Here is a 24,413-nt window from a genome sequence, read left to right as displayed (position 1 = left end):
CGTTATACATTCATGGCGAATTAGTGAGCCAGTGGCATGAATGAGCTGAGGCCCTTTGACGATAATCTGGCCGGGCTACTTGCCAGCCTATCCCCTGCGAGGCGCCGACAGTTGGCCGGAAAGGTGGCAAAAGCCCTGCGCAACAGTCAGCAATAGCACATCAAACAGCAGCAGGAACCGGACGGCACGCCCTACGCCCCACGCAAAGCGCAGCCGATTAAGGGCAAAAAAGGCCGGGTTAAGCGTCAGATGTTCCAGAAACTGCGCACCACCAAGTACCTGAAAGCCAAAGGCACATCAGACGCGGCAAGCGTGGAGTTTGTCGGACGGGTTCAGCGCATGGCGCGGGTACATCACTACGGCCTGCGCGATCGCCCTAACCGCCATAGTGACGATATGCAGTATGAGGCAAGGCCGCTGTTGGGGTTTAGCGATCGGGAGGTAAAGGAAGTCGAAAGATTGCTGATAGAGCATTTTTCACAGTCTAAATAAGCGCCTATACGTAAAAACGATTAAAATCTGCGACTTCCTACGAATACAGACTGTTTTTAGTGTTCTTGCTAAGAGTATATATCTTTTATATCTAATAAAGTATCGATATAATTACAGTGATAATAATTATTGTGGAAAATAAAAAAAATTTTTTTACTATTGCTTTTTTAATACATATAGGATTATATTTGTTATGCAACATATCGGGTGTATTTCGCCTGTTGCTGCTCTTTAAAAATGTCATTAGGTATATGTGGATATCGACGCTATGACTTTTAGTCATGGCGATCTCGTTACGAGATCATGACCGGCCTCCTGGTGCATTATAACGTTCCTATGAAAGTGAGCATCCCTCATAAAATAGAGAGCTAATATATGCGACATTTGTCTGGTGTAACGGGTTAGGAGTTGTTTGAGTCAATATATTCGTCCACAAATGATTGCTTCGGTCTGGTGATGCAATTTTGCATCTAAGATGAGGTAATATCATGAAAAAGAAGTATAGATTTAACCTGAAATTGGCATTTGATGTTGAAAAGAGCTTGACTGACTCCGCTAGAGATAGTGATTTGGTTGAAAAGCAAGTTGACTCAAACAAAAATAGGGAATTAATGACTATGTTAGTAGCATTAGGACCTTATGTTGCGTTCGTAGCAGCTTTAATTAAGCTTTACTGCGTTCTCATCTAACTCCTAACCCATTTTACCACTATATATTGAGACATTTTAAATGGATAAACCGTATTATCCTCACAACCCCATATCCGACGTATCGACATTAGCAAAAACATTAGGCATTAATGAGGTCATGTTAAATGTTATCGTTAGTAACGTTGATACATCTTATACTAAATTTGATATACCTTCAAAAAACAAAACTAGAACGGTATACGAGCCAAAATTAAATTTAAAAAAAATACAAAAAAGAATAAATTCAAGAATTTTTGAAGCTATCCAATTCCCTATTTATTTACAGGGAGGGATTAAAGACAGTGTTGATAAGAGAGATTATGTAGAGAACGCAAGGACACATTCAGTTAATAGCCCATCAACGCTTATTAATTTAGACATTAAATCCTTTTATGATAATATAAAATACGATAAAGTTTTTGATATATTTAAATATTTCTTTAAATTCCCAGATGATGTGAGTAAGGTATTGACAGATTTAACAACTTTTAAAAATAAAGTGCCTCAGGGTGCTTGCACCTCTTCTTACCTTGCTAATTTGGTTTTTTTTAATACTGAGTATTCTATTGTTTCTAGTTTAAGGGGGAAAGAAATATATTATACACGATTACTTGATGATGTAACAATGTCAGCGTGCTGCGTTTTACCAGAAGAGATTATTTCAGAAAGCATCAAAAAAGTAGTTGGTATGTTCAAACAGTACGGGTTTAAAAGTAACAATAAAAAAAAGAAAATAGAATATAATAAAAATATGAAAGGTGGCTTTCAAGTAACAGGGTTATGGATTGGGCATACGAATCCGAAAACGACAAAAAAAGAGCGTCGATTTATTCGATTACTAGTACATACATGTTTTAAAAAATATAACGAATCAATGACAAATGAAAGTTACCATGAATTATGGAACAAAGCATCTGGGCTTGTAGCTAAACTGAAGAGATTAGATCAGTCTAACCATAAGGCGCTAAGAGAAAAACTAGCAAGTATACTTCCGTTATATGATGATAGTGAGAGAAAAAAAATTGTACATGAATGTAATAGATTATTGAAAATCCCATCATCAAAGACTCTTACCTATGGAGAGATTGATAGGATAAATAGGGTTTTTTATAAACTGGGAATTTTGTCAAGAAGTGAAAAAAACCTATCCCGCATGTGGAGAAGAAAATTGAAACAGCACTTTAAAAATATACCTAAAAAGAGGGCGAGTTGGTTATGAATGATGGCATTTTTTCTCATGGAGTTGTAAAAACTTTTGATTCATTTAAAGGTTTCGGGTTCATTTCAAGAGAAAAAGGAAAGGATGTTTTTTTCTTTTATAATGAAATTATAGAAGATAATAAAACTCTTTACCCTGGTGATGAAGTAATTTTTACGATAATTAAGAAACCTAAAGGACCAAGAGCTTATAATATAAAAAAATCAAAATCCGAAAATAAATAATTTTTAGGGGTGCAGTTTTTCATGTCACCCTTTTACTCTATGAGCATAAAAATCATCATACAGTCCTCATTGTTTATTCTATTCGTTGTGTGGAATATGAGTAAAAAGTAACTAATTGTTCTTATTCATGGAGCAATGCATCCTTTCCTCCATGAACACTCAAGCCACCCTTACCGAAATTATGCGCCTGCTGCGCAATCTGATCCGTGTCGGCGTCGTCACCCACGTCAACACGGTTGACGCCCTGTGCCGGGTGCAGACCGGGGAAATGACCACCGACTGGCTGCACTGGCTGACCCGGCGCGCCGGATGCTCCCGCGACTGGTGGGCGCCGTCCGTTGGCGAGCAGGTGCTGATCCTGTCTATCGGCGGTGAACTGGATACCGCCTTTGTCCTGCCCGGCATCTATTCCGATGAGAACCCCGCACCGTCAGCCTCTGCTGATGCGTATCACGTCAGCTTTCCCGACGGCGCGGTGGTCGAGTATGAACCGGCAACCGGGGCGCTGACCGTCAGCGGGATTAAAACCGCCGACGTTACCGCATCAACATCCATCACCGCCACTGTGCCGCGGGTACTGGTGAAAGCAGAGACGCGCATCACGCTGGATACCCCGGAAGTGGTCTGCACCAATAAGCTGACGACGGGCACGCTGGAAGTACAAAAAGGCGGAGCCATGAAAGGCAATATCACCCACAGCGGCGGCGAGTTCAAATCCAACGGCGTGCAGATTGATAAACACGGTCATGGCGGCGTGCAGCGTGGCGATAGCTGGACGGAAGGGACGCAATGACAACCTATTCCGGCATGAACCGCGACAGCGGCCAGACCAATAGCGACCTTGAACATATCCGCCAAAGCGTGCGCGATATTCTCATCACCCCCGTTGGTTCGCGGGTGATGCGCCGTGATTATGGTTCGCTGCTGTCCGCCTTAATCGACCAGCCGCAAAACCCCGCCGTGAAATTGCAGGTGATGGCCGCCTGTTATATGGCACTGCTGCGCTGGGAGCCGCGCATCACGCTGACGGCCATCAATCTGGACAGCGCTTTTGACGGGACGTTAACCGTCGATATTACCGGCGTACTGGCCGACCGCCGCCCCTTTTCCCTTTCCGTTCCTGTGAGCTGACACGATGGCGATGATTGATTTAAGCCAGTTGCCCGCGCCTGCCGTGGTGGAAGAACTGGATTACGAAACGATTTATGAAGAGCGAAAAGCGACGCTGCTGTCGCTTTACCCGGAAGACCAGCGCGCCGCCGTCGCCCGTACGCTGACGCTGGAATCTGAGCCGCTGGTCAAACTGTTACAGGAAAATGCCTATCGTGAACTGCTATGGCGTCAGCGCGTCAATGAAGCCGCGCGCGCCGTGATGGTGGCCTTTGCGCAGGATGACGATCTCGACCAGCTCGGCGCAAACTTTAACGTCGCCCGACTGGTGATCACCCCGGCTGATGACTCGACGCTGCCACCCACGCCTGCGGTGATGGAAAGCGACAGCGATTATCGCCTGCGCATACAGCAGTCTTTCGAGGGCTTAAGCGTGGCCGGCTCGGTCGGCGCCTATCAGTATCACGGACGCAGCGCCGACGGGCGCGTCGCTGATGTGTCGGTTATCAGCCCAAGCCCGGCCAGCGTCAACGTATCAGTGTTATCACGCGAGGGTAACGGCGCGGCCAGCCAGGAACTGATCGCCATTGTCACCGCCGCGCTGAACGGCGAAGACGTGCGCCCGGTGGCCGACCGGGTAACGGTGCAGTCGGCCGCGATTGTGCCGTATGAGATTGACGCCACGCTGTACCTGTATCCGGGGCCGGAAGCCGAACCCATCCGCGCCGCCGCAGAGCAAAAGCTGAAAACCTATATCAGCGCGCAGCACCGATTAGGGCGGGATATTCGCCGCTCGGCCATTTACGCCGCGCTGCACGTTGAGGGCGTCCAACGGGTCGAGCTGGCGAAACCCGCCGCGGATATCGTGCTGAACGATGCACAGGCGTCCTATTGTTCCGGCTATCGGTTAACGCTGGGCGGCGCCGATGAGTGATAACCGCCTGTTACCGCCCGGTTCGTCAGTGCTGGAAGTCGCCGCCGCTACTGCCTGCGCGGAGATTACCCGAACACCGCTGCCCCTGCGTCAGCTTTGGAACCCGGACACCTGCCCGGCACACCTGCTGCCCTATCTGGCATGGGCGTTTTCCGTTGACCGCTGGGATGAGGCGTGGCCGGACAGCCTCAAACGTCAGGTTATCCACGATGCATTTTTTATCCATCGTCACAAAGGCACCATCGGCGCGTTACGCCGTGTGGTGGAGCCGTTCGGCTATCTGATCCGCATTGTCGAATGGTGGCAAAACGGCGACGCCCCCGGCACGTTCCGCCTGGATATCGGCGTGCAGGACAGCGGCATCACCGAGGAAACTTTTTACGAGCTGGAACGGCTGATTGCCGACGCCAAGCCCGCATCGCGTCATCTGCTGGGGCTGAATATCAACCTTGACACACAAGGCGCCGCGTATGTTTCCGCCGCCACCTACAGTGGCGACGACCTGACGGTTTACCCCTATTTCCCTGAAATCATCACTGTTTCCGGTCGGGATGTGACCGGCGCAGGCATTCATTTAATCGACAGCATGAGCGTAACCGCATGAGTAAATATTTTGCCCTGTTAACCAATATTGGCGCCGCCAAACTGGCAAACGCCACCGCTTTAGGTAATCGACTGAACATTACCCAGATGGGCGTCGGTGATGGCAACGGCACGCTGCCAACGCCGAACCCGGCACAGACAAAACTGATTAACGAAAAGCGGCGGGCGGCGATTAATACCCTGAGCGTTGACCCGAAAAACCCCAGCCAGATTATCGCCGAGCAGGTTATCCCTGAGTCTGAGGGGGGATTTTGGATACGTGAAATCGGCCTGTACGATGCCGACGGTAATCTGATGGCGATCGCCAACTGCCCGGAAACCTACAAACCGCAGTTACAAGAGGGCAGCGGACGGATCCAGACCGTGCGCATGATCCTGATTGTCAGCAGCACCGACGCCGTGACGCTGAAAATCGACCCGTCGGTAGTGCTGGCAACGCGGGGTTATGTCGATAATGCGGTGATCGAGGTAAAAGCCTATGCCGATAACCTGATGAAAGCGCACCTTGCCACCGCTAATCCACATAACCAGTATGCGCCGAAAGCCAGCCCGGCGCTGACCGGAACGCCGACGGCGCCTACCGCAGCACAAACCGTCAACAACACGCAGATTGCGACCACGGCATTTGTTAAAGCCGCTATCTCCGCATTGATAAACGGTTCGCCGGGTGCGCTGGACACGCTGCAAGAGCTGGCAAAAGCGATGGGGAATGACCCGAATTTTTCTACCACCGTATTGAAATCACTGGCCGAAAAATTGCCGCTCACGGGCGGCACGCTATCGGGTGAATTACTGTTATCAGCCGCTAACGCGCTGCGCCTGATTTACGGGGATTATGGCGTCATCATGCGCAATGATGGCAACCGCTTTTATCTGCTGCTGACAAATAAAGGGGATAAGACGGGCGGTTATAATACGCTGCGCCCCCTCGACATTAATCTGGCGACGGGTAACGTAACGATAGGCCACGATGTGAATACCCTCGGCTTATTGAGTGAAAAAGGCCAGCGCGTCTACAGCCCGAACAACAAGCCCACCGCCGCCGATGTTGGTGCGCTGACCGAGACGCAGGCCGCGCAGAAATATGCACCGCTGGCAAATCCGGTACTTATCGGCAAACCCACGGCGCCGACAGCCGTGCAAACGTCGAGCGACACCCAGATTGCGACCACGGCATTCGTGAAAACCGCGATCGCCGCACTGGTGAATGGTTCGCCCGGCGCGCTGGATACCCTGCAAGAGCTGGCTAAGGCGCTCGGCAACGATCCAAACTTTTCAACCACGATATTGAATGCGCTGGCTGAAAAGTTGCCATTGTCCGGTGGCACGATGACAGGCCAGCTTATTATCAATAACGTGTTAAAAGTTGCCGGTGGAAATGGTTTTTTACCCGGTTCGCAAGGAGCGCATATTTGCTGGAACCGCGTCAACGGAAGCGGAAGAACTGACCTTGTTAACCACAAAGGCAATGGCGGCGGCGGTTTTGTATTCTGGAATGGCGACGATAAATCACAAACTGAACTGGCTTCACTGAATTCTGCTGGTTCATTATTCGTGACCGGCACGATCTCGGAAAGCGGGAAACGCGTCTACAGTCCAAATAATAAACCCACTGCTAATGATGTCGGGGCGCTGTCTGCATCTGGCGGAGCGGTTACGGGTAAAGTCGATGTCGTTGCGGATGATAATGCGCTGACCTTTAAGGCAGCAACGGCAGGGGCAGCCAATTACATTATTGGGAAAAATTCAGTTGGCGGTAATGAATGGTATGCAGGTAAAGGCAGTAAATCGTCAAATGACGTCGCGCTGCATTCGTATGTACATGGCACGTCATTAATACTAAAAAGCGATCGCGTTGAGTCAAATAAAAACCTCTATATCGGCGGTAATATCGTGCTCACCGATGCCGTTGCCGCGCAGAAATACGCATTACGCTCTATCAGAGTAAATGGCAAACCGCTATCCGCGGATGTTAATTTGCTGGCATCGGATATCAACGCCTGGAATAAAACCGAAGCTGACGGGCGCTACCTGATGAAAACGGCGATTGAATCAAAAGTGATTTATCCGGGTGGAACGGAAAGTGCACCGCCGAAAATAGCGACAAATGCAAGAATAGAGGTTGCCAGCCCCTATTCAACGCTCAATTGCATGATACAGATAGAATTGCTGATTGATGGCGTATGGGGTGTAGCAAGCAATGGTATCTATGAGGGCACCACTGCCGGGGCAACATTTGGCATTGCGGCCTCGTTACTGAACGACAACACCATTATTGTAAAAACAGGCTCACGGGAAATTGTGCGGCTCAGCAATTACGACGGCAACCCATGGAATAAAGGAACTATTGGCGGGTATCGCCTGCGGGTCACCAAACTGGGCGTATAAGGTATGAATCATGCATTGATCGCTACAACCGATCAATAACGCGGAATCGATCTGTATAAACGTTTATAAAAACATCATACCCAATGTCATTATGATGCTGAAATTCAGATAAAAATAATGACACCAGGGAAAGCGAAGCCCACCGACAGCGAGCCGGTGGGCTTTTTTATGCCCGTATTCCCCCCTCGCGTTGTGCTATCTGCCAACGTACCGGCATCGCTCGCCCGCCCCGGACTGACACAACACAATGGCCTTGCCTTTTTTTATGGAGTCAGCCAGATGAGTGATTATCACCACGGCGTGCAGGTTGTCGAAATCAACGACGGCACGCGCGTTATTTCCACTGTATCAACGGCCATTGTCGGCATGGTGTGTACCGCACCGGATGCCGACGCGGCCACCTTTCCACTGAATACCCCGGTACTGATTACCAATGTGCAGGCCGCCGTTGGCAAAGCCGGGAAAAAAGGGACGTTGGCGGCGGCCTTGTCCGCCATTGCTGACCAAAGCAAGCCCGTTACCGTCGTTGTTCGTGTCGCCGAAGGAAAAGACGAAGCCGAAACCATCAGCAATGTGATCGGCGGTAGTGATGAAAACGGCAAATACACCGGGATGAAAGCACTACTGGACGCCCAAACCGTTACCGGCGTGAAGCCGCGCATCCTCGGCGCGCCGGGGCTGGATTCGTTGCCTGTCGCCACCGCGTTAGCCTCTGTCTGCCAGTCGCTGCGCGCCTTTGGTTATGTCAGTGCATGGGGCTGTAAAACCCTGTCTGATGCCATCAATTACCGAGATAACTTCAGCCAGCGCGAACTGATGGTTATCTGGCCGGACTTTATCGCCTGGGACACCACGGCCAACGCCAGCGCTACAGCCTATGCCACGGCACGTGCACTAGGGCTGCGCGCCAAGATTGACCAGGAAACGGGCTGGCATAAAACCCTGTCTAACGTCGGCGTCAACGGCGTAACCGGCATCAGCGCATCGGTGTATTGGGATTTGCAGGCGCCCGGCACCGATGCCGACCTGCTTAATCAGGCGGGCGTCACCACGCTGGTTCGTAAAGACGGTTTCCGCTTTTGGGGCAACCGCACCTGTTCCGACGATCCGCTGTTCTTGTTTGAGAACTACACCCGCACCGCGCAGGTACTGGCCGATACGATGGCCGAGGCGCATATGTGGGCGGTAGATAAGCCCATCACCGCCACCCTTATCAAAGACATTATCGAGGGTATCAAGGCCAAGTTCCGCGAATTGAAATCAGGCGGCTACATCATTGATGCCGATTGCTGGTATGACGAAGACGCCAACGATAAAGAGACGTTGAAAGCCGGGAAACTGTATATCGATTATGACTATACGCCCGTTCCGCCACTGGAAAACCTCACCCTGCGTCAGCGAATCACCGACACCTATCTGGTGAATCTGGCCGCGTCGGTCAACAGCTAAGGAGCTAACGCGCTATGGCACTGCCTCGCAAACTGAAATACATGAATTTGTTCAACGACGGTATGAGTTATATGGGGATCGCCTCCGCCGTCACCTTGCCGAAACTTACCCGCAAGCTGGAGAACTACCGCGGCGGCGGCATGAACGGCGCCGCACCCGTTGATTTTGGACTGGAGGATGAAGCGTTATCAATGGAGTGGACGCTGGGCGGACTGGCCGATGAAACCGTATGGGGCCAGTATGCAGCGCCGGGCGCGGCGGCGGTGCCGCTGCGCTTTACCGGCTCTTATCAGCGTGACGACACCGGGGAGATTGCCGCGGTAGAAGTGGTCATGCGCGGTCGTCATAAAGAAATCGACGGCGGCGAAAGCAAACAGGGTGAAGACACCGAAACCAAGATTTCTACCCAATGCACCTATTACAAGCTGACCATCGACGGCAAAGAGATGATCGAGATTGACACCATCAACATGATTGAGCGGGTCAACGGCGTTGACACGCTGGAGCAGCACCGACGGGCCATTGGTCTGGCGTAACCTAACCCGGCCAGTCAGCGGCTGGCCGCCTCCTTATTACCTGAACACAGAGACAAGCCATGAACGAACAAAACACCAATACCGTTAAACTGGAAACGCCTATCAAACGCGGCGATACCCAGATTGATGTGCTCACCCTGATTAAACCGAACGCCGGTACGCTGCGCGGCGTCAGTCTGGCCGCGGTAGCGAATTCCGACGTTGACGCGATGATTAAAGTCTTGCCCCGCATGACCAACCCGGCGCTGACCGAAGCCGAAATCACCCGTATGGAGCTACCCGATATGATTGCCATTGCTGGCAAGGTGATCGGTTTTTTGACGCCGAAATCGCCGCAGCCGACCTCCCCCGAAGCCTGACCGTTGATGACCTGATGGCGGATATCGCGGTGATTTTTCACTGGCCGCCATCGGAGCTTTATCCGATGAGTCTTACCGAGTTGATCCTCTGGCGCGACAAGGCGCTAAAACGCAGCGGACACACCAATGAGTAACAGCTTACAGCTACAGGTCTTGCTCAAGGCCGTTGATAACGCGACCCGGCCCTTTAAGGCGGTGCAAACCGCCAGTAAAACCCTGTCGGGAGAGATCCGGGATTCCCAGCAGCAGCTTAAAAACCTGAACGCTCAGGCCGGGCGCATCGAGGGGTTTCGCAAAGCCAGCGCACAGTTGGCGGTCACCGGGAACGCACTAAAACAGGCCAAAGCCGATGCCGCCGCCCTGGCGATGCAGTTCAAAAACACCGAGCGCCCGACGCGCGCGCAGGCGCAGGCAATGGACCGCGCCAAGCGCAGCGCCGCTGAATTGCAAGCCAAGCACAACAGCTTGCGCCTGTCAGTGCAACGTCAACGCGGCGAGTTGCAACAGGCAGGCATTAGTACGCGCAACCTGTCCGGTGCCGAGCGTCAACTACGCAACGACATTTCACAGACTACCGCCACTATTGAACGCCAGCGCGCCGCCCTGTCGCGGGTCAGCCAGCAGCAGGAAAAGCTCAACGCCGTCAGCCAGCGCTACGAGAAAGGCAAAGAGATCACCGCTGGGGTACGTAATACCAGCGCGGCGGCGTTCGGCGTCGGGTCGGCGGCGCTGTATGCGGAAAGTAAACTGATTGCGCCGGGCATTGAGTTTGATAAACAAATGTCCGGTACACAGTCCATTTTAGGGCTGGATAAAGAGAACGATAAACTTAAAGCGATTCGCCAGCAGGCGCGGGACATTGGCGCCACCACGGCGTTTTCCCCGAACGACGTCGCCCGGACACAAACCACGCTGGCGCGCTCCGGGTATAATGCCGACGCCGTACTGGCCGCCACCGACTCCACGGTCAACCTGTCGCTGGCCTCCGGCATGGATATTGCCGAATCCGCCGATATTGTCACTAATATGCAGTCGGCCTTTAACATCCCTATCGACCAGATCCAGCGCGTCGCGGATGTGATGACCACCGGCTTTACCACGTCCAATACCAGCCTGTACGACCTCGGCGAAGCCATGAAGTATGTCGCGCCGATTGCCGAAGCGGCCGGAGCAAGTATCGAAGACACCACCGCTATGCTCGGCATACTGGCGGATAACGGCATAAAAGGCAGTATGGCGGGCACCAGTACCAGCGCGGTGTTTAACCGCCTGCAAGCCCCCGTCGGGGAATCGGTGGCCGCACTTAAAGAGCTGAACGTCAAAACCCGCGACGGCAAAGGCAATATGCTGCCTGTCAATTCCATCCTTAAAGACATTAATGCCTCGTTTAAAAAGAACAAGTTAGGTACAGCGCAACAGGCGGAATACCTGAAAGTAATTTTCGGGGAAGAGGCCATGAAAAGCGCTATCAAGCTGGTCGATGCCGCCGGAAACGGCAGGCTCGACGAGAAGCGCCTCACCGTCGGCCAGTCGCAGGGGTCAACCGAACGCGTCGCTAAAATCCAGACCGATAACCTTGATGGCGATTTGAAAAACCTGTCTTCCGCCTGGGAAGACATTCAGATAGAAGTCTTTGAAAAGCAAGACAGCGCATTGCGCCGGTTAACGCAAAGCGCGACGGACTGGCTGACCAACGTCGATGATTGGGTGAAAGCCAACCCGGAGCTGGTCGGTCAGATTGTTGCCTTTACCGGCGCGGTAACGGCGTTGGTTGCGGTACTCGGTGGGCTGGGTCTGGTCGTCTGGCCGGTTATGACCGGTATTAATGCACTGGTTGCCGGCGCGGGATTGTTGAGTACTGGATTTAGTATCGCCGGCACACGCGGTTTACCGACGCTATCGGCAGGATTGAACCGGCTCGGCGGCGTCATTGTATGGCTGGCAAAATCGCCGCTGACGCTGTTACGGGCGGGCGCCTCGGCGTTAACGTCAGTATTCGGTGCAGTCAGTAATCCGCTCGCCATTATCCGCGGTGCGCTGTCCGGCTTTGGCCGGGTGTTGATGTGGTTGTTTACCTCGCCGCTGGCACTGGTACGTACCGGGATTACCCTGATTGGTAGCACGCTGGGCGTCTTGCTGTCGCCGGTTGGGCTGGCTGTTGCCGCACTGGTCGGGGGTGCGCTGGTTATCAGGAAATACTGGGAGCCTATCAAGGCGTTTATCGGCGGCGTGATAGAGGGGTTCGTCACTGCATCAGCCCCGATTATCGCCGCCTTTGAACCACTTAGGCCGGTCTTTGAGTGGATTGAGGATAAGGTCAACGCGCTGTTTGGCTGGTTTAGTGATCTACTTACCCCGGTCAAATCGACCGCCGCCGAACTGGACGGCGCGGCCAGTATGGGTAAACGGTTTGGCGAGGCGCTGGCAAACGGGCTGAATGCGGTGATGCATCCGTTGGATTCATTGAAATCCGGCGTGTCGTGGCTGCTGGAAAAGCTAGGGCTGATTGATGAAAAATCCAAAAACTTGCCGACAGCCGACAAACTCATGCCCCCGGCTGAGGCCGCAGCCTTACAGGTGGGAGTTATCGCCGCTCCGGCGCCGAGGGGTAACGATGCGAACGCCATCAGGGCCAGGTATAGCGGCGAATATGACAACGGCGGACGCATCCCGCTGGGGAAATTTGCCGTCGTCGGCGAGCATGGCCCGGAAATCGTTGAAGGCCCGGTCAACGTAACCAGCCGTAGGGATACTGCCGCGATGGCCTCCGCCGCCATGAATATATCAGCCTATCGTCCGATAGCGCCGACGGTTCAGGCCAGCGCCGCGCCGTCACCCGTCAGCATTCACGCGCCCATCAGTATTGTGGCGCAGCCCGGTCAAAGCGCACAGGACATTGCGCAGGAAGTAGCGCGCCAACTTGAAAGCCGGGAACGGGCAGCGCGATCGCGTGCGTTCAGTCATTACAGCTATCAGGGAGATTTTTAAGATGATGCTCACGTTAGGGCTGTTTGTCTTTCAGTTGCAAACCCTGCCGTACCAGAATATGCAGCGCAACGTTGATTACCGCTGGCCGTCAAACAGCCGCGTCGGTCAGCGTCCGGCGTTGCAGTTTTTGGGCATTGAAGAGGAAAAAATCACCCTATCGGGTGAACTGCTGCCGGAAATTACCGGCGGCAAGCTGTCGCTGTTGATGCTGGAAACGATGGCCGATCAGGGGCGTGCATGGCCGCTGATTGAGGGCAGCGGCACCATTTACGGCGTGTTTGTGGTCAACAGTATCAGCCAGAAGAAAACCGATTTTTTCCCCGACGGCAGCGCCCGGCGGATTGAGTTTACCGTCACACTTACGCGCGTGGACTCGTCGCTGTCTGCCATGCTGGGCGATTTACGCCAGCAGGCCGAGGGCTTACTCGGCAATGCCGGGGCACTTGCCAGCAAGGCGCGATCCGCAGTCGGGGGTTTATTGGCATGATTAACCCGCTAAACGTCAGCGCAGGCAGTAAAACCGCCCCGGCATACCTGCTGCGCTTAAATCAGCAGGATATTACGACCACTATCAGTCCGCGTCTGCTGTCGCTCACCCTGACCGATAACCGCGGCTTTGAAGCCGATCAGCTCGACATTGAGCTCGACGACAGCGACGGGCAACTAGAGTTACCCCGTCGGGGCGCGGTACTGTCGGTATTTTTAGGCTGGGAGGGGGAAGCGCTGATCGGCAAAGGCGATTTTACGGTGGATGAAATCGAACACCAGGGCGCGCCGGACACGCTCACCATCCGGGCGCGTAGCGCGGATTTTCGCGGGTCGCTCAACTCGCGCCGGGAAGTCTCTTACCATGACACCACGCTGGGCGCGATTGTTGAGCAAGTGGCGAAACGCAACAACCTGGCGCCCATGCTGGCCGACGGTTTCGCCGGGATAAAAATCCCCCATATCGACCAGACGCAGGAAACCGACGCGAAATTTATCACCCGGCTGGCCGAGCGAAACGGTGCGATTGCAGCGGTGAAAGCCGGGCGGCTGCTATTTATCCGAGCCGGAACGGGCAAAACGGCCAGCGGTAAGCCTATCCCGCAACAGGTGATTGAGCGCAGCGACGGCGATCGGCATAGTTTTAGCCTGGCTGACAGAGGAGCCTACACCGGCGTAACGGCAAGCTGGCTGCATACCAAAGAGCCGAAGCCGAAAGCGGTAAAAGTTCAGCGCAAGAAAAAAGAGCAGCACCTGCGCGCCCTGCAACACCCCAATGCCAAGACGACAAAGAAAAAAGACGCTAAAACGCCGGAAGCCCGCGAGGGTGAGTATCTGGTCGGCACTGATGAAAATGTCCTGGCCCTAACCACCGTTTACGCGACCAAAGCGCAAGCCATGCGTGCCGCACAGGCAAAGTGGGACAGGTTACAGCGTGGCGTCGCTGAGTTTTCTATCACCCTGGCAATGGGACGCGCCGACCTGTTCCCGGAAACGCCGGTACAGGTCCGAGGATTTAAACAGGTGATCGACGAACAGGAATGGACACTATCAAAAGTGACTCATGCCCTGAGTAATAACGGCTATACCACCGAGCTGAGCCTAGAAGTTTTATTGTCAGATGTGGAATATGAGAGTGAATATTGAATTCATTTGCAACCTACAATTTGCAAAATCAAACATGGTGTTAAAATCATCAGTATCCATTGAGTTCGATAAGGTGATTTTAAAATGATGCATTGCCCGTTGTGCCAACATGCGGCACATGCCAGATCCAGCCGCTACTTAAGCCCAAAGACAAAAGAACGTTATCACCAATGCACAAATATTAATTGTGGTTGCACTTTCAAAACCATGGAAACGATATCCGATATGATTGTGACGCCGGGAGACGTTAAACCGGTTCCGCCGCATCCAACCCGCTCCAATCAGGGAACACTCTGGATTTAATCACTTTATATCAAGCCTGCGGAAGCAGGTTTTTTTATGTCCTATTGGAAAGGCATGAATGATTGCCTGCCGCCACTTTGCCGCCATTATCCATAAAAAAGGGTTTAGCCATTGGCTAAACCCTTGATAACTAATTACTTTCGGATGTCGCGAAAGCGCGCTATCAGTTGAGACGCTCTTTGATTCGAGCAGACTTACCGGTGCGTTCACGCAGGTAGTACAATTTGGCTTTACGTACGGCGCCGCGGCGTTTAACAGCAATGCTGTCCACTACCGGGGAATGCGTTTGGAAAACGCGCTCTACGCCTTCGCCGTTGGAAATCTTGCGAACAGTAAATGCAGAATGCAGACCGCGGTTACGAATAGCGATAACCACGCCCTCGAATGCCTGCAGACGTTTTTTGCTGCCTTCAACAACCCATACCTTCACTTCGACGGTATCACCCGGACGAAATGCAGGTACGTCCTGCTTCATCTGTTCTTGTTCAATTTGCTTGATAATGTTGCTCATAGTATGTCTCTTACCCTAGGTAAACTGATATTTGGGTTCGTCAGATAAACGCGACGACCACCTAATACTCATGTTGCCCGGACTGATATTCTCGTTGGAATTCAGCCAGCAACGTTGCTTGCTCGTCAGTCAGAGCTAGGCTTTTCAGAAGTTCAGGTCTTCTAAGCCAGGTTCGGCCCAGCGACTGCTTCAACCGCCAGCGACGTATTTCAGCATGGTTTCCTGACAGTAAAACTGGCGGGACATCCATACCGGCCAACACTTCAGGACGAGTAAAATGAGGACAATCCAGCAATCCGTCAGCGAAAGAATCCTCTTCCGCGGAAGACTGATGACCCAGCACGCCCGGGATAAACCGGGAAACAGAGTCAATCAGCGCCATTGCCGGCAGTTCCCCGCCGCTGAGAACGTAATCACCGATTGACCATTCTTCATCAATTTCGGTTTTAATTACGCGCTCATCAATTCCCTCGTACCGCCCGCAAACCAGGATCATTTTCTGGTTGGCGGCGAGTTGACGCACGCCCTGCTGATCTAACTTACGGCCCTGAGGTGATAAGTAAATCACCCTGGCGCCTTCGCCTGCCGCTGCTTTTGCCGCGTGGATCGCATCCCGCAAGGGTTGCACCATCATCAGCATTCCGGGGCCGCCGCCGTATGGGCGATCGTCCACGGTGCGATGCCGGTCGTAAGCGAAGTCTCGCGGACTCCAGTACTGTACGCTCAGCAGGCCATTTTTAACTGCCCGGCCAGTGACTCCGTAATCAGTAATTGCGCGGAACATCTCTGGAAACAGGCTAATAACCCCAATCCACATAGTCTCGTTCCACCGGGTACTACTGGTTAATTCAGAGTTCAAAAACCAGGATCCCAATCCACTTCAATAGCTTGAGCAGAAAGGTCAACGCTCTTGACAACCTGTTCAGAGAGGAACGGAACCAGCCGCTCCTTGACCCCGAAGGCATCTTTCAGGTTAGCCCTTACCACCATCACGTCGTTGGAACCGGTTTCCATCATATCAATGACTTTTCCCAGTTGATAACCTGCTACGGTTACGACCTGACAGCCGATAAGATCCTTCCAGTAATAATCACCTTCATCCAGTTCCGGCAACTGAGCCGAATCAACGATAATCTCGCAATTGGTCAGTAAATTCGCCGTATCACGATCGTCAACATCTTTAATCTTGATGATCAGATCCTGATTGTGGTGTTTCCAGCTGTCAATCTCGACCGGCCGCCAACCACTTTTTGTCTGGATAAACCAAGGTTGATAATCAAAAATGCTCTCGGCATCTTCGGTGGATGAAAACACTCTGAGCCAACCTCGGATGCCATAAGTCGACCCCATCTTGCCCAATACAATCGGGTTAGCGGGAACTTGTGGGCTGAGTTGCTTGCTCATTGTCACCACCGCAACAGATTATGCTGCTTTCTTGGCGTCTTTGATCAGCGAAGATACGCGATCAGAAACGGTTGCGCCCAGGCCGACCCAATGTTCGATACGGTCCAGATCTAAACGCAGCGCTTCTGCCTGACCGGTTGCGATCGGGTTGAAGAAGCCTACGCGCTCAATGAAGCGACCGTCGCGCGCATTGCGGCTATCGGTCACGACAACTTGATAAAACGGGCGTTTTTTCGCGCCGCCACGTGCCAAACGAATTGTTACCATAACATCCTCTTTAGTTAATAAAACAACCGGGCCCCATCGAGGAACGGGGCCCAGTGTCATATAAAAAGCCCCAAAATTTTACTCATTTTGGCGCAGAAAGCAATCTAAAGCGTATCAACCCGCGATATTTGTCCTTTCGACAAGGTTTTCGCTATTAGCGCCCCGGGAATCCCGGCGGCATCATACCTTTCATGCCGCGCATCATTTTCGCCAAACCGCCATTCTTCATTTTCTTCATCATCCGCTGCATATCGTCAAACTGCTTCAGCAGACGGTTCACGTCCTGAACCTGCATCCCCGACCCGCTCGCAATACGACGCTTGCGCGATCCCTTGATGATTTCCGGCTTCGCGCGTTCCTTATTCGTCATCGAATTGATTATCGCTTCCATACGCACCAGAACTTTGTCATCCATCTGCGATTTCACGTTATCCGGCAGTTGGCCCATTCCCGGCATTTTACTCATCATGCTGGCCATGCCGCCCATATTGCGCATCTGCTTGAGCTGATCCAGAAAATCGGTCAGATCAAATCCGTCGCCTTTTTTGAGCTTTTGGGCCAGTTTCTCAGCCTGAGTGCGATCGACTTTGCTTTCAATATCCTCGATAAGGGAAAGCACGTCGCCCATGCCAAGAATGCGCGATGCCACGCGCTCCGGGTGGAAAGGCTCCAGCGCGTCGGTTTTTTCCCCCACGCCGAGGAACTTGATAGGCTTGCCGGTGATATGGCGGATAGAGAGCGCCGCGCCACCTCGGGCATCGCCATCGATCTTGGTGAGGATAACCCCGGTCAACGGCAGGGCTTCGTTGAAGGCTTTCGCGGTGTTCGCCGCGTCCTGCCCGGTCATGGCGTCAACCACGAACAGGGTTTCCACCGGATTAATCGCCGCGTGAACCTGCTTGATTTCGTCCATCATGGCGTCGTCGACATGAAGACGGCCGGCGGTGTCCACCAACAGCACATCGTAGAATTTCAGCTTGGCGTGCTGCAGCGCCCGGCTGACGATATCAAGCGGCTTTTCCTGCGCATCGGAAGGGAAGAAATCGACCCCCACGCCTTGCGCCAGCGTCTCCAGCTGTTTGATGGCCGCCGGACGATAGACGTCGGCGGAAACCACCAGCACCTTTTTCTTCTGTTTTTCTTTGAGAAACTTACCCAGTTTACCCACGCTGGTGGTTTTACCCGCCCCTTGCAAACCGGCCATCAACACCACCGCCGGCGGCTGGGCGGCCAGATTCAGCTCGGCGTTAATCTCGCCCATTGAGCTGACAAGTTCGTTCTTGACGATTTTGACGAACTCCTGACCGGGGGTCAGGCTTTTGTTTACTTCGTGGCCCACCGCCCGTTCTTTTACGCGGTTAATAAAATCTCGCACCACGGGTAAAGCCACGTCGGCTTCAAGCAGCGCCATGCGAACTTCACGCAGCGTTTCTTTTATATTGTCTTCAGTCAACCGCCCGCGGCCGCTGATATTGCGCAATGTGCGCGATAGTCGATCGGTTAAATTTTCAAACATATCTCGTGCTCAATGTAAGACAAGCCGCCACCGCGACGCGAATGGCCCGGATTATACACGAAAGCGGCGGCGATCTCTGCGCCCGGAATGGAGAACAGTTGGTGCCCATGGAGACTAACGCTATACTGACGGTTCATTTTACTCAGTTGATATTGATTAACCTACTCGAATGTCTGTTTTCGCTATAGTGGCTTTAGTCGCCTACACACTCAGCCTCGGACTGATTATCCCCAGTCTGCTGCGCAAGAACAGTGCATATCGTCGGCTGGCGATATTTTCGGCCAGCGTTGCGCTTATCTGCCATGCGGTGGCGCTTTATCAACGGATTTTCGACGTCCATAGCGGCCAAAATCTGAGCCTGCTGAATATCGGTTCCCTTGTCAGCCTGATCATCTGCACCGTGATGACCATTGTCGCCTCACGTAACCGCGGCTGGTTTCTGCTACCCATCGTCTATACGTTTGCTCTGATCAATCTGGCTTTCGCCAGCTTTATGCCCGGCGAATTCATCACCCACCTGGAGGAAACGCCGGGACTGCTGTTCCATATCGGTCTGGCGCTGTTTTCCTATGCCACGCTGATTATCGCCGCCCTTTATGCGCTACAGCTGGTGTGGCTGGATTACCTGCTAAAAAATAAAAAACTGAGCTTCGCTGCCGATATGCCGCCGCTGATGAGCATCGAGCGCAAAATGTTCCACATCACCCAGATCGGCGTCATTCTTCTGACCCTGACGCTATGTACCGGTCTGTTCTATATGGATGACCTGATCAATAACAAAGAGAATCTGCATAAGGCGCTGTTTTCTTTGTTCGCCTGGTTTATTTACATCCTGCTGCTCTGGGGACACTACCACGAAGGATGGCGCGGACGGCGGGTCGTATGGTTTAGCCTGGTCGGCGCGCTGCTGCTGACGTTATCCTACTTCGGCAGCCGGGTGATACAGCACTTTGTTGCCGTCTGAGACGGTTTCCGCCGTAAAAAAAAGAGCCGCGCAGCCGCGGCTCTTTTTTTACGGCGACAGCCATTAGATATGTAACTCGGCCAGCTTGTCTTTCGGCAACGCCAGTGCGTCATTCTGGTTGATGCCAATGTCGTTATCGATAATGTGCCGGGCGATCTCCTGCGCTTCGGCCAGAGAGTGCATCTCATAGGTCCCGCACTGGTATTCGTTCAGCTCGGGGATTTTACGCTGATCGGTCACTTTCAGCACGTCGGCCATGGCGGCTTTCCAGGCATTCGCGACACGCTGTTCGCCAGGCGTGCCAATCAGGCTCATATAGAAGCCCGTGCGACAGCCCATAGGTGAAATATCGATAATCTCCACCCCGTCGCCGTTCAGATGATCGCGCATAAAACCGGCAAACAGATGCTCCAGCGTATGAATACCGCGTTCCGGCATCACTTCGATATTAGGACGGCAAAAACGCAGATCGAATACGGTAATGGTGTCGCCATGAGGGGTTTTCATGGTTTTTGCAACCCTGACGGCAGGCGCCGCCATGCGGGTATGATCTACAGTAAAACTATCTAGTAACGGCATAATGTCACCTCCTCATAGAAAAAATTCATTTTTTCTCGTTTCCGGGAAACTTTTCCTTTTTACGCGGGTCTGAATTTCTGAAAGACGCGCATTTATTATCATCATCCCTATTTAGAGATGTTTCTTTGGCCACATTGATTGTGGCCTTTTCTTTTTACTGCGCCGCCAGATATTCATCAAAACTGATTTTATCTTCCGCTTCAATCTGCCGCTGACGACGCCATGAACGTTCACTTTCCGCCGCCAGCTGTTCTTCTGTCAATACCTGCAGCGGCTCATGGCATAATATCTTACGATACTTTTCCGCCAGATGAAGTCCTACCCCGCCGCTGCCGCTTTCTTTCATCAGGTTCAGCAAGCGGGCGGAGAAGGTGTTTTCAGGATCATCAAAACCGGCGATCAGTTCATCACAAACCTGCTGATAATAGGGCTGAGCGTTACCGTCATCCAGCACCTCCGCCACTCGGCGTAAATCGGCGAATAACGACTTACCGACCTCGGCAATCGGATGCTGGTCCGTTTCACATCCCATTCCCACGGTTTGCCCCGGTTTACGGCCTTCGAGTATCACTCTATTCCAGTTTTTGCGGGTACATAGCAGTTCATCCGCGCTCATTTCCGGCGCATCCGCCAGCGCGCACCAAATCAGGAATAAATCAAGGAAACGCGCCTGACTGGCGCTGACGCCGATGGGTGAAAAAGGATTGATATCCAACGATCGCACTTCAATATATTCGATCCCGCCGCGCAGCAAGGCGTCGGAAGGAGATTCTCCCGGCCGGGTAACGCGTTTCGGTCTTATTGGCGCATAGAGCTCATTTTCAATCTGCAACGCGTTGGTGTTCAACTGTAAATAGCGGCCGTCTTTCTTCAGTCCAAGCTGCGCATACTCTGCGGAGGGAATCTTTATCGCCCGTTTCAATGCGGCCACGTAGGTGTCCAAATCGTTAAACGTAATGCCGAGATTGCTTTGCGTTTTATTAGTGTAGCCCAGATCGCTCAGCCGCAAAGATGTTGCATAAGGCAGGTAACACATTCCCTTATCGGTACGCATAAACGGCAGCGAGGTTTCCCTCCCTTGCAGGAAGGAAGAACAGATGGCCGGAGAAGCGCCGAAGAGATAGGGAATGACCCAGCCAAATCGGTAATAGTTTCGAATCAGCCGAAAATAGCCCGCCGAGATTTCCACTTTTCCGCTTTCCGCATCGCGGACGCCGGCCCGGGCTTGCCAGAACGCCAATGGCAACGAGAAATTGTAATGCACGCCGGCAATCGTCTGCATCAAGGCGCCGTAACGGTTTTTCAACCCTTCGCGATATAGCGTTTTAAAACGCCCAATGTTGGATGAGCCATACTGCGCCAGTTCAATCTCCTGCTCTTCGGCAATGAAGCATGGCATGCTCAACGGCCACATGCGCTCATCGCCCAAATTGCGGGCGACATGGCGATGAATATCGCTTAGGAACGCCAACAGATGGTCGATATCTTTATCGACCGGAGTAATGAATTCCAATAATGTCTCGGCGAAATCCGTGGTGATCCACGGATGCGTCAATGCCGCACCTAATTTCTCTGGATGCCCGGTGGTAGCCAGATGTCCGTTTGCCATCACGCGCAACGTTTCGCGTTCAATGCCGCGCTGGATACCGCTTACTGCCTGAGGATTATTTTCCAGCCAGGAAAGAGCCGGTGATATATCCGGGATCAAATCGACCTCCCGATGTTAAAAAGTAATGTTTATAAGCATAATTGAAACTCGACAGCGCTCACCAGATCTCATTTTTATCCGGTCAAGACCACCATGCCATGCCTTGTAAAGTTATCCCTGTCAGAACGATATAGCGCAGCGCTTTTCCGATACAAATAAAAATCGCCGAACTCATCCAGGGCATGCGCAGCCAACCCGCTAACACGCACAATAAATCGCCGGCAACCGGAACCCAGCTAAATAATAGCGCAGGCGGGCCATAACGCTGTAGCCAGCGTAGCGCCATCATATATCCGACCTGCGGTTTTGGCCGAGGCAGCAAGCGTCCGATAAATATATTGGTTAATCCGCCCAGGGTATTTCCCGCCGTCGCCACAATAATCAGCAAGACGGGCCTGGCGCTGTCAGAAACCAATAAGGTGACCAGCAACACCTCCGAACTGCCAGGCAACAATGTCGCACTCAGCAAGCTACTCCAGAAGAGAGAGAAAACCGCCCAGAATTCACTCACAGCTTACGAACATCAACCACCGCCATTTTCGCTCTTGCGGCCGCCTCAACGCCGTAATCCGCATCCTCAAACACCACGCAGTGTTCTGGCGCAACGGCGATAAGCTCGGCGCAACGCAAAAAGGTATCGGGGAAAGGCTTATGATTCTCGACATCATCCGCGCCCACAATTGCATCAAAATAGTCATGCAGACCCAGATGTTTTAACAGTTTGTCGGCCATGCCATGCGTACTCCCGGTTCCGACGGCCATCGGGCGGCGTCCGCGATAGGATTTGACGATGTCGATAAGCGGCAGGGGTTTTACCGTGTCCAACAGCATTTCTTCCGCCAGGGCGGTTTTTTCAGCCGCCAGCCGATAAGGATCGATATCAACCTGATGACTGCCGATAATCACCTGAGCAATACGCCAGGTGGGAGACCCATTCAGCGCGGTCATGGCTTTGGCATCATAGGTCATCCCGTATTTTGCCAGGACCTTATTCCACGCTTTGTGATGTGTTGGTTCCGTATCGAGGATGGTGCCGTCCATATCAAAGATTAGGCCTTGATAGCGATCGTACATCATGACTCCATGCTCACTGAAAACGAGGAACTACTTTATCGCAAAGTGAAAACGTTGTCGCTTATTCAATAATGTCATGAAAACAAGGCCGTTGGCGGCGCTATGGACAAACGATAAGGCAGACTGACGATATGCGGCCTATGCATTGAAAGACTCAGGAGAGGATGGGGTAAGGTTGGAAATTCAGATGGGGTTGCCCAGAGTTATATGGTGCATCCGGGAGGATTCGAACCTCCGACCGCTCGGTTCGTAGCCGAGTACTCTATCCAGCTGAGCTACGGATGCATTGATGATTCTTTGTACAACGTAGCGTTTACTCGACACTACTAATACCCGAAAGCGGGTTGCTGCCATTCCATAGTAATATGGTGCATCCGGGAGGATTCGAACCTCCGACCGCTCGGTTCGTAGCCGAGTACTCTATCCAGCTGAGCTACGGATGCATTGATAATGCTTTGTACAACGTAGCGTTTGCTCGACACTACTGATACCCGGATAGCGGGTTGCTGCCATTCCACACTAAGATGGTGCATCCGGGAGGATTCGAACCTCCGACCGCTCGGTTCGTAGCCGAGTACTCTATCCAGCTGAGCTACGGATGCAAAATAAATGGCGGTGAGGGAGGGATTCGAACCCTCGATGCAGCTTTTGACCGCATACTCCCTTAGCAGGGGAGCGCCTTCAGCCTCTCGGCCACCTCACCAAACACTACCTGCGATTGCCACGAAAACTTCTTATTGGCGCTCACCGGTACTGCGTGGCGCACATATTACTTTCCCGGACTTATAAGTCAAACAATTTTTCCCAACTTGGGTTTGTTTGCGCAATTCCCGCCCAAGACGAGCAGATTCACAACAAAAAGCGCATTTTATCAACAAAAAAACAGATGCTTATCTTATTGGTGAAAAAAGATAATCAAAGAAGATAAAGCGTGTTGATCAACATGCGGAAGGGAAAAACGCGGGAAATAACAATAGCGCCCCGTTTCTGCGAGACGCATTGTCAATCAATAGGATGTCGGTTGAGATTTCTCTGCCTGAATTCGCTGGTAGATCTCTTCACGGTGGACAGAAACCTCTTTAGGAGCGTTAACGCCAATACGCACCTGATTGCCTTTTACCCCTAGTACGGTAACCGTTACCTCATCGCCAATCATGAGGGTTTCGCCAACTCGACGAGTCAAAATAAGCATTCTTTGCTCCTTGAAAGATTATAAAGAGTCGGGTCTCTCTGTCTCCCCGTCATTATCCATCATGTGCCGTGAAAACGTAAACCTAGATGGTAATGTTGACCTTCACCATCTCACTCATTGTTTGTCGCTACTTTCAGTTTAGTCGATATAAGTAGCTTGTGCCTTTGTTATCGCAACAAGACGCCAAGCCGATCCAACTTCCAACCTCTGAAGATGGCGTCTTGTGCATCTTGCTTGCCGGAAGCCTTTCCGGCAAGACAAAAGCGCCAGAA

The 24,413-nt window shown here is 52.2% G+C and carries 27 protein-coding genes, 4 tRNA genes and 4 pseudogenes; 21 read left to right on the top strand and 14 right to left on the bottom strand.

Annotated elements, in window-relative coordinates; translation table 11 throughout:
• The first annotated feature begins 36 nt into the window (after positions 1-36).
• From DDT56_RS17330 to DDT56_RS17240, 20 genes and pseudogenes are all read left to right on the top strand, one after another.
• Positions 37-492: pseudogene (locus tag DDT56_RS17330) on the top strand (phage virion morphogenesis protein).
• Between the two features lie 488 nt (positions 493-980).
• The gene (locus DDT56_RS17325) at positions 981-1,181 is read left to right on the top strand and encodes a hypothetical protein (protein WP_136167671.1); all 201 of its coding nucleotides are present in this window, start codon (positions 981-983) and stop codon (positions 1,179-1,181) included.
• 40 nt (positions 1,182-1,221) lie between these two features.
• Positions 1,222-2,400 (top strand): reverse transcriptase family protein, encoded by a 1,179-nt coding sequence (locus DDT56_RS17320; RefSeq protein ID WP_136167670.1) that lies wholly within the window; start codon positions 1,222-1,224, stop codon positions 2,398-2,400.
• Entirely contained in the window at positions 2,397-2,624 is a 228-nt protein-coding gene (locus DDT56_RS17315; RefSeq protein ID WP_136167669.1) for a retron Se72 family effector protein, read from the top strand. Before DDT56_RS17320 ends, DDT56_RS17315 begins: the two co-directional genes overlap by 4 nt.
• Positions 2,625-2,775: 151 nt before the next feature.
• Complete coding sequence (locus DDT56_RS17310; protein WP_136167668.1) at positions 2,776-3,417, top strand: phage baseplate assembly protein V; 642 nt, start codon at positions 2,776-2,778, stop codon at positions 3,415-3,417.
• The gene (locus tag DDT56_RS17305; RefSeq protein WP_136167667.1) at positions 3,414-3,755 is read left to right on the top strand and encodes a GPW/gp25 family protein; all 342 of its coding nucleotides are present in this window, start codon (positions 3,414-3,416) and stop codon (positions 3,753-3,755) included. The genes DDT56_RS17310 and DDT56_RS17305 overlap by 4 nt, the downstream gene beginning before the upstream one ends.
• 4 nt (positions 3,756-3,759) lie before the next feature.
• Positions 3,760-4,668 carry a baseplate assembly protein gene (locus DDT56_RS17300; RefSeq protein ID WP_136167666.1) on the top strand — a complete coding sequence of 303 codons (909 nt, stop codon included), beginning with the start codon at positions 3,760-3,762 and terminating at the stop codon, positions 4,666-4,668.
• On the top strand, positions 4,661-5,272 hold the full coding sequence (locus DDT56_RS17295; protein ID WP_136167665.1) for a phage tail protein I: 612 nt from the start codon (positions 4,661-4,663) through the stop codon (positions 5,270-5,272). The genes DDT56_RS17300 and DDT56_RS17295 overlap by 8 nt, the downstream gene beginning before the upstream one ends.
• Positions 5,269-6,057 (top strand): annotated as a pseudogene (locus DDT56_RS25075) (phage tail protein); the annotation flags it as partial. The gene DDT56_RS17295 and the pseudogene DDT56_RS25075, both read left to right, overlap by 4 nt.
• Before the next feature lie 6 nt (positions 6,058-6,063).
• Positions 6,064-6,147 (top strand): annotated as a pseudogene (locus DDT56_RS25215) (phage tail fiber protein); the annotation flags it as partial.
• 210 nt (positions 6,148-6,357) lie between these two features.
• Positions 6,358-6,588 (top strand): annotated as a pseudogene (locus DDT56_RS25070) (phage tail protein); the annotation flags it as partial.
• Positions 6,589-6,600: 12 nt separating this feature from the next.
• The gene (locus tag DDT56_RS25065; protein ID WP_136167675.1) at positions 6,601-7,659 is read left to right on the top strand and encodes a hypothetical protein; all 1,059 of its coding nucleotides are present in this window, start codon (positions 6,601-6,603) and stop codon (positions 7,657-7,659) included.
• Between the two features lie 279 nt (positions 7,660-7,938).
• Complete coding sequence (locus DDT56_RS17275) at positions 7,939-9,108, top strand: phage tail sheath protein (RefSeq protein ID WP_136167664.1); 1,170 nt, start codon at positions 7,939-7,941, stop codon at positions 9,106-9,108.
• A gap of 14 nt (positions 9,109-9,122) precedes the next feature.
• Positions 9,123-9,644: a phage major tail tube protein gene (locus DDT56_RS17270; RefSeq protein WP_136167663.1), complete on the top strand. Its 522-nt coding sequence runs from the start codon at positions 9,123-9,125 to the stop codon at positions 9,642-9,644.
• A 59-nt stretch (positions 9,645-9,703) separates the two neighbouring features.
• On the top strand, positions 9,704-10,003 hold the full coding sequence (locus tag DDT56_RS17265) for a phage tail assembly protein (RefSeq protein ID WP_136167662.1): 300 nt from the start codon (positions 9,704-9,706) through the stop codon (positions 10,001-10,003).
• A gap of 14 nt (positions 10,004-10,017) precedes the next feature.
• Entirely contained in the window at positions 10,018-10,137 is a 120-nt protein-coding gene (locus DDT56_RS17260) for a GpE family phage tail protein (RefSeq protein ID WP_136167661.1), read from the top strand.
• On the top strand, positions 10,130-12,991 hold the full coding sequence (locus tag DDT56_RS17255) for a phage tail tape measure protein (protein WP_136167660.1): 2,862 nt from the start codon (positions 10,130-10,132) through the stop codon (positions 12,989-12,991). The genes DDT56_RS17260 and DDT56_RS17255 overlap by 8 nt, the downstream gene beginning before the upstream one ends.
• A gap of 1 nt (position 12,992) precedes the next feature.
• The gene (locus DDT56_RS17250; RefSeq protein ID WP_136167659.1) at positions 12,993-13,478 is read left to right on the top strand and encodes a phage tail protein; all 486 of its coding nucleotides are present in this window, start codon (positions 12,993-12,995) and stop codon (positions 13,476-13,478) included.
• Entirely contained in the window at positions 13,475-14,623 is a 1,149-nt protein-coding gene (locus DDT56_RS17245) for a phage late control D family protein (RefSeq protein ID WP_136167658.1), read from the top strand. The genes DDT56_RS17250 and DDT56_RS17245 overlap by 4 nt, the downstream gene beginning before the upstream one ends.
• A gap of 84 nt (positions 14,624-14,707) precedes the next feature.
• Positions 14,708-14,926: a DNA-binding transcriptional regulator gene (locus tag DDT56_RS17240; protein ID WP_136167657.1), complete on the top strand. Its 219-nt coding sequence runs from the start codon at positions 14,708-14,710 to the stop codon at positions 14,924-14,926.
• 163 nt (positions 14,927-15,089) lie between these two features.
• On the opposite strand, the gene rplS is transcribed toward DDT56_RS17240, so the two are convergent.
• The 5 genes from rplS to ffh all read right to left on the bottom strand — a co-directional run bounded on the left by rplS (position 15,090) and on the right by ffh (position 18,624).
• Positions 15,090-15,437 (bottom strand): 50S ribosomal protein L19, encoded by a 348-nt coding sequence (rplS, locus tag DDT56_RS17235; protein WP_009111758.1) that lies wholly within the window; start codon positions 15,435-15,437, stop codon positions 15,090-15,092.
• 61 nt (positions 15,438-15,498) lie between these two features.
• The gene (trmD, locus tag DDT56_RS17230; protein ID WP_009111757.1) at positions 15,499-16,254 is read right to left on the bottom strand and encodes a tRNA (guanosine(37)-N1)-methyltransferase TrmD; all 756 of its coding nucleotides are present in this window, start codon (positions 16,252-16,254) and stop codon (positions 15,499-15,501) included.
• Between the two features lie 38 nt (positions 16,255-16,292).
• Complete coding sequence (rimM, locus tag DDT56_RS17225) at positions 16,293-16,841, bottom strand: ribosome maturation factor RimM (RefSeq protein WP_136167656.1); 549 nt, start codon at positions 16,839-16,841, stop codon at positions 16,293-16,295.
• Positions 16,842-16,859: 18 nt separating this feature from the next.
• Positions 16,860-17,108, bottom strand: a complete 249-nt coding sequence (gene rpsP, locus DDT56_RS17220) for a 30S ribosomal protein S16 (RefSeq protein WP_009111755.1) — start codon at positions 17,106-17,108, stop codon at positions 16,860-16,862.
• Positions 17,109-17,262: 154 nt separating this feature from the next.
• Positions 17,263-18,624, bottom strand: a complete 1,362-nt coding sequence (gene ffh / locus DDT56_RS17215) for a signal recognition particle protein (protein WP_136167655.1) — start codon at positions 18,622-18,624, stop codon at positions 17,263-17,265.
• Positions 18,625-18,793: 169 nt separating this feature from the next.
• On the opposite strand from ffh, the gene DDT56_RS17210 reads away from it, so the two are divergent.
• Positions 18,794-19,588 carry a cytochrome C assembly family protein gene (locus DDT56_RS17210; RefSeq protein WP_136167654.1) on the top strand — a complete coding sequence of 265 codons (795 nt, stop codon included), beginning with the start codon at positions 18,794-18,796 and terminating at the stop codon, positions 19,586-19,588.
• 63 nt (positions 19,589-19,651) lie between these two features.
• Here DDT56_RS17210 and luxS read toward each other — a convergent pair whose 3' ends face one another.
• The 9 genes from luxS to csrA form a co-directional block, all read right to left on the bottom strand.
• Positions 19,652-20,167 (bottom strand): S-ribosylhomocysteine lyase, encoded by a 516-nt coding sequence (luxS, locus tag DDT56_RS17205; protein WP_136167653.1) that lies wholly within the window; start codon positions 20,165-20,167, stop codon positions 19,652-19,654.
• A gap of 154 nt (positions 20,168-20,321) precedes the next feature.
• On the bottom strand, positions 20,322-21,875 hold the full coding sequence (gene gshA, locus DDT56_RS17200) for a glutamate--cysteine ligase (RefSeq protein WP_136167652.1): 1,554 nt from the start codon (positions 21,873-21,875) through the stop codon (positions 20,322-20,324).
• Between the two features lie 82 nt (positions 21,876-21,957).
• A complete protein-coding gene (locus tag DDT56_RS17195; RefSeq protein WP_136167651.1) occupies positions 21,958-22,386 on the bottom strand; it encodes a YqaA family protein in 429 nt (142 codons plus the stop codon).
• Positions 22,383-22,949: a fructose-1-phosphate/6-phosphogluconate phosphatase gene (gene yqaB, locus DDT56_RS17190; RefSeq protein WP_136167674.1), complete on the bottom strand. Its 567-nt coding sequence runs from the start codon at positions 22,947-22,949 to the stop codon at positions 22,383-22,385. The genes DDT56_RS17195 and yqaB overlap by 4 nt, the downstream gene beginning before the upstream one ends.
• Positions 22,950-23,157: 208 nt before the next feature.
• Positions 23,158-23,234 (bottom strand) — tRNA-Arg (locus DDT56_RS17185).
• Between the two features lie 81 nt (positions 23,235-23,315).
• Positions 23,316-23,392, bottom strand: a tRNA-Arg gene (locus DDT56_RS17180).
• Positions 23,393-23,474: 82 nt separating this feature from the next.
• Positions 23,475-23,551 (bottom strand) — tRNA-Arg (locus tag DDT56_RS17175).
• Positions 23,552-23,559: 8 nt separating this feature from the next.
• Positions 23,560-23,652, bottom strand: a tRNA-Ser gene (locus DDT56_RS17170).
• A 303-nt stretch (positions 23,653-23,955) separates the two neighbouring features.
• Positions 23,956-24,141: a carbon storage regulator CsrA gene (gene csrA, locus DDT56_RS17165; RefSeq protein ID WP_005972168.1), complete on the bottom strand. Its 186-nt coding sequence runs from the start codon at positions 24,139-24,141 to the stop codon at positions 23,956-23,958.
• Between the last annotated feature and the right edge of the window lie 272 nt (positions 24,142-24,413).

The organism is Brenneria corticis, assembly GCF_003115855.1.
Lineage (GTDB): Bacteria > Pseudomonadota > Gammaproteobacteria > Enterobacterales > Enterobacteriaceae > Brenneria > Brenneria corticis.
The sequence above is the reverse complement of the archived record's forward strand: the minus strand, read 5'-3'. Positions and strand labels throughout refer to the sequence as shown.

Coding starts and splice junctions, on each gene's coding strand:
- DDT56_RS17325 (WP_136167671.1), top strand. CDS start 981: ATGAAAAAGAAGTATAGATTTAACCTGAAATTGGCATTTGATGTTGAA.
- DDT56_RS17320 (WP_136167670.1), top strand. CDS start 1,222: ATGGATAAACCGTATTATCCTCACAACCCCATATCCGACGTATCGACA.
- DDT56_RS17315 (WP_136167669.1), top strand. CDS start 2,397: ATGAATGATGGCATTTTTTCTCATGGAGTTGTAAAAACTTTTGATTCA.
- DDT56_RS17310 (WP_136167668.1), top strand. CDS start 2,776: ATGAACACTCAAGCCACCCTTACCGAAATTATGCGCCTGCTGCGCAAT.
- DDT56_RS17305 (WP_136167667.1), top strand. CDS start 3,414: ATGACAACCTATTCCGGCATGAACCGCGACAGCGGCCAGACCAATAGC.
- DDT56_RS17300 (WP_136167666.1), top strand. CDS start 3,760: ATGGCGATGATTGATTTAAGCCAGTTGCCCGCGCCTGCCGTGGTGGAA.
- DDT56_RS17295 (WP_136167665.1), top strand. CDS start 4,661: ATGAGTGATAACCGCCTGTTACCGCCCGGTTCGTCAGTGCTGGAAGTC.
- DDT56_RS25065 (WP_136167675.1), top strand. CDS start 6,601: ATGACAGGCCAGCTTATTATCAATAACGTGTTAAAAGTTGCCGGTGGA.
- DDT56_RS17275 (WP_136167664.1), top strand. CDS start 7,939: ATGAGTGATTATCACCACGGCGTGCAGGTTGTCGAAATCAACGACGGC.
- DDT56_RS17270 (WP_136167663.1), top strand. CDS start 9,123: ATGGCACTGCCTCGCAAACTGAAATACATGAATTTGTTCAACGACGGT.
- DDT56_RS17265 (WP_136167662.1), top strand. CDS start 9,704: ATGAACGAACAAAACACCAATACCGTTAAACTGGAAACGCCTATCAAA.
- DDT56_RS17260 (WP_136167661.1), top strand. CDS start 10,018: ATGGCGGATATCGCGGTGATTTTTCACTGGCCGCCATCGGAGCTTTAT.
- DDT56_RS17255 (WP_136167660.1), top strand. CDS start 10,130: ATGAGTAACAGCTTACAGCTACAGGTCTTGCTCAAGGCCGTTGATAAC.
- DDT56_RS17250 (WP_136167659.1), top strand. CDS start 12,993: ATGATGCTCACGTTAGGGCTGTTTGTCTTTCAGTTGCAAACCCTGCCG.
- DDT56_RS17245 (WP_136167658.1), top strand. CDS start 13,475: ATGATTAACCCGCTAAACGTCAGCGCAGGCAGTAAAACCGCCCCGGCA.
- DDT56_RS17240 (WP_136167657.1), top strand. CDS start 14,708: ATGATGCATTGCCCGTTGTGCCAACATGCGGCACATGCCAGATCCAGC.
- rplS (WP_009111758.1), bottom strand. CDS start 15,437: ATGAGCAACATTATCAAGCAAATTGAACAAGAACAGATGAAGCAGGAC.
- trmD (WP_009111757.1), bottom strand. CDS start 16,254: ATGTGGATTGGGGTTATTAGCCTGTTTCCAGAGATGTTCCGCGCAATT.
- rimM (WP_136167656.1), bottom strand. CDS start 16,841: ATGAGCAAGCAACTCAGCCCACAAGTTCCCGCTAACCCGATTGTATTG.
- rpsP (WP_009111755.1), bottom strand. CDS start 17,108: ATGGTAACAATTCGTTTGGCACGTGGCGGCGCGAAAAAACGCCCGTTT.
- ffh (WP_136167655.1), bottom strand. CDS start 18,624: ATGTTTGAAAATTTAACCGATCGACTATCGCGCACATTGCGCAATATC.
- DDT56_RS17210 (WP_136167654.1), top strand. CDS start 18,794: ATGTCTGTTTTCGCTATAGTGGCTTTAGTCGCCTACACACTCAGCCTC.
- luxS (WP_136167653.1), bottom strand. CDS start 20,167: ATGCCGTTACTAGATAGTTTTACTGTAGATCATACCCGCATGGCGGCG.
- yqaB (WP_136167674.1), bottom strand. CDS start 22,949: ATGTACGATCGCTATCAAGGCCTAATCTTTGATATGGACGGCACCATC.
- csrA (WP_005972168.1), bottom strand. CDS start 24,141: ATGCTTATTTTGACTCGTCGAGTTGGCGAAACCCTCATGATTGGCGAT.